The sequence below is a fragment of the Escherichia sp. XD33 genome, assembly GCF_019375075.1.
GTDB lineage: Bacteria > Pseudomonadota > Gammaproteobacteria > Enterobacterales > Enterobacteriaceae > Enterobacter > Enterobacter flexneri_A.
Window position 1 is genome coordinate 1 of sequence record NZ_JAENDM010000150.1, and the last position, 2,238, is coordinate 2,238.

The following is a 2,238-nucleotide window of genomic DNA, read 5'->3' on the forward strand; positions in this document are numbered from 1 at the left end:
CGATGTTATTCACCCTGGCCAACCTGTTTAGGGTGGACCAAATGATACGTCAGTGGGAGAGATCTCAGTAAAAACCGGAAATAACGCCAGAAATGGCGGAAAAAATAGCCTAAATAGGCTGATTCGATGTGTTTGCGGGAAAAAAATCGGCCCAGATCCGCGAAATTTTAATCAGCGAGTCAGCTTGGGAAGAAATGACCTGCTTATTCGCACCTTCCCTAAATCGTCGTGCCACTTACGCCAGTCTTTATTGAGCTTATCTTTTTTACCGCCTTCTTCGGCTTTTACAGGTGCCTGGTCGACGTTCATCACCACTTCAACGGCATCAAAGCCGAGTTTGTCACCCAACAAGTAGTACATCTGCACGCAGGCATCGCGGTCGTACACCACTACCATGCCTTTCATTGTCGCCCTGGAGGTGCGAGAGCAGGCTATACAGCAGGCGATCGAGGCCGCGCTAGCGCACCAGCCAGTTGATCCCCCCCGCCCCAAGAGCTGGCGCGTGCTGCGCCCGCTCCGGCCACGCCTGAACCGCCCCGCCTTCGGCGGAGCCGTTAGGGCGCGGCACCAAATGGGCTGAAATGCGGCGTTCGGGTATCAAAACGAACGAACCAGGAGAGGCGGATTTTAGCCACTAAAATCCGCCAGAAAACGTCGCGAACTTTCAGGGCTTTTGGGGGGCATTTGGCAGGGTTTCGCATGCGAAAATCGACGTTTCGTGGTGATCTGGGGAGGAAGAGGGTTTTGCGCATGCGCAAAAGTGCCTATTTAACATATTGCCTGTATGACGCAGTAGGAATATGCAAAAAATGCATATACGAAACCGCATGAGGATTTTTATGGTGATGTTGTCTAAATTGGACGCTGATGCCGCTAGCAATATACGAGATCAGCATGACTACGAACGAGCGCTGGCGTTAATTGATGAACTGTTCGACTGGTATCGCTCGTTGGGAGGATCGTTCGCCGGAATTCGACGAATTCAACAAAATGGTGCGAAACATAGAGACCCAGGAGAAGTCACCATGAAAATTTTGGGTGGGTTCTGCATCTAGGGTTGTAGATGGTGCCATTGTGTTGTTCCGCGAGCCCCTTGTTCCCAGAACTCAAAAAATGGGAGCGAGCGAATATCAGAGACTCGGGCGCAGCGGATGTCACCCTCTATCACAATTGGTAATCCAAAAAGTGTTTTTCCTCGCCAAACTATTCAATCCACTCCTTCGTTTCGCCCTGCTATGGCAATCCCTATGGGTTCAAATGACGATCCCGTTCTCGATCTGTCCGACCAGGTCCTCGACCTCCGTCACCGTAACATCAGGATCTGCCGGTCGTCTATTGCCCAACGAGCGCGCGGGTAGATCTAGCCAGAGCCTCGCTTTTTGGGCATTCCCATCAAACAGCCGTGTCGCAAAAAATAGTTTTTGAAAATAGGTTTTTGAGTTTCCCACCATCAACTCCTGTAAAATGACGTGATACTGGGTCGTAAATGATGATAGCTCTAACGGAGGTCGTATGTCCCAGCTCAAGGACCGTCGCACCTCGATGCGGGTAACAGCCGAAAACATTGTTCTGAACAGTGGTGAATGGTTCACGCAGAATGAACTGAACAGCATCGCCACCTGTCAGCAATTCGAACTCGATGAGTGGGAGCTGTCAGGGAAAATATTTTCCATCCATCATGACGGCACAGATTACTATCCGACATATGCGCTGGATTCGAAAGATTATCGACCGCTAGATGCAATGGCCAAAGTTATTTCCATTTTTTCTGGACACAAAAACGGTTGGGGGATGGCATTTTGGTTCATGTCGGCTAATGGTTGTCTGGGTGCCGTAACACCGAAATCTATTATTGCTACTGAACCAGAACGAGTGTTGGCCGCAGCCCGAGATGAAATTGAAGGCGTGGCCCATGGCTAACTGTGGCTGTAGGCTTTCGCATAACCAACAGTTGTTGGCACCAGTGTTCACTGCAAACATTCGCTCGGTCCGCCCAGGTCTTCTGGTGGACAGCTCTATTTGGTAACAGGCTTTTGAACCAACAGTCCGGACACGTTTTCCAAACTCATCATCCAGTCGGCAATATCTAGACTCCTCAATTGCAGGATGTTTTCAATTTGGGGAGCCCGCAGAATTCGGAAAAAATCGTACGCTAAGGTTTTCCGGGCATCCGTAAGGGCCGAAACTTCCCGTCTTCCAGTCTGCGGCTCTGCCGCCAGACGTAATCGCCGGTTAGGT

5 protein-coding genes and 1 pseudogene are annotated in these 2,238 nt (G+C 50.4%); 3 read left to right on the forward strand and 3 right to left on the reverse strand.

The window, feature by feature from the left end:
- A partial coding sequence (locus K0778_RS28105; RefSeq protein WP_002906209.1) for a hypothetical protein occupies positions 1-71 on the forward strand: 71 nt, incomplete at its 5' end.
- 148 nt (positions 72-219) lie between these two features.
- On the opposite strand, the pseudogene K0778_RS25690 reads toward K0778_RS28105, so the two are convergent.
- Positions 220-405: pseudogene (locus K0778_RS25690) on the reverse strand (hypothetical protein); the annotation flags it as partial.
- A gap of 434 nt (positions 406-839) precedes the next feature.
- Between K0778_RS25690 and K0778_RS25695 the strand changes: the two are divergent.
- Entirely contained in the window at positions 840-1,055 is a 216-nt protein-coding gene (locus tag K0778_RS25695) for a hypothetical protein (protein ID WP_034167711.1), read from the forward strand.
- Between the two features lie 198 nt (positions 1,056-1,253).
- Here the strand turns inward: K0778_RS25695 and K0778_RS25700 are convergent, their stop codons facing one another.
- Positions 1,254-1,451: an antitoxin Xre/MbcA/ParS toxin-binding domain-containing protein gene (locus K0778_RS25700; RefSeq protein WP_032482496.1), complete on the reverse strand. Its 198-nt coding sequence runs from the start codon at positions 1,449-1,451 to the stop codon at positions 1,254-1,256.
- A 61-nt stretch (positions 1,452-1,512) separates the two neighbouring features.
- Here K0778_RS25700 and K0778_RS25705 point away from each other — a divergent pair, with 61 nt between their 5' ends.
- Positions 1,513-1,920, forward strand: a complete 408-nt coding sequence (locus K0778_RS25705) for a hypothetical protein (protein ID WP_034167712.1) — start codon at positions 1,513-1,515, stop codon at positions 1,918-1,920.
- A 95-nt stretch (positions 1,921-2,015) separates the two neighbouring features.
- On the opposite strand, the gene K0778_RS25710 is transcribed toward K0778_RS25705, so the two are convergent.
- A partial coding sequence (locus K0778_RS25710; RefSeq protein ID WP_214290699.1) for a hypothetical protein occupies positions 2,016-2,238 on the reverse strand: 223 nt, incomplete at its 5' end.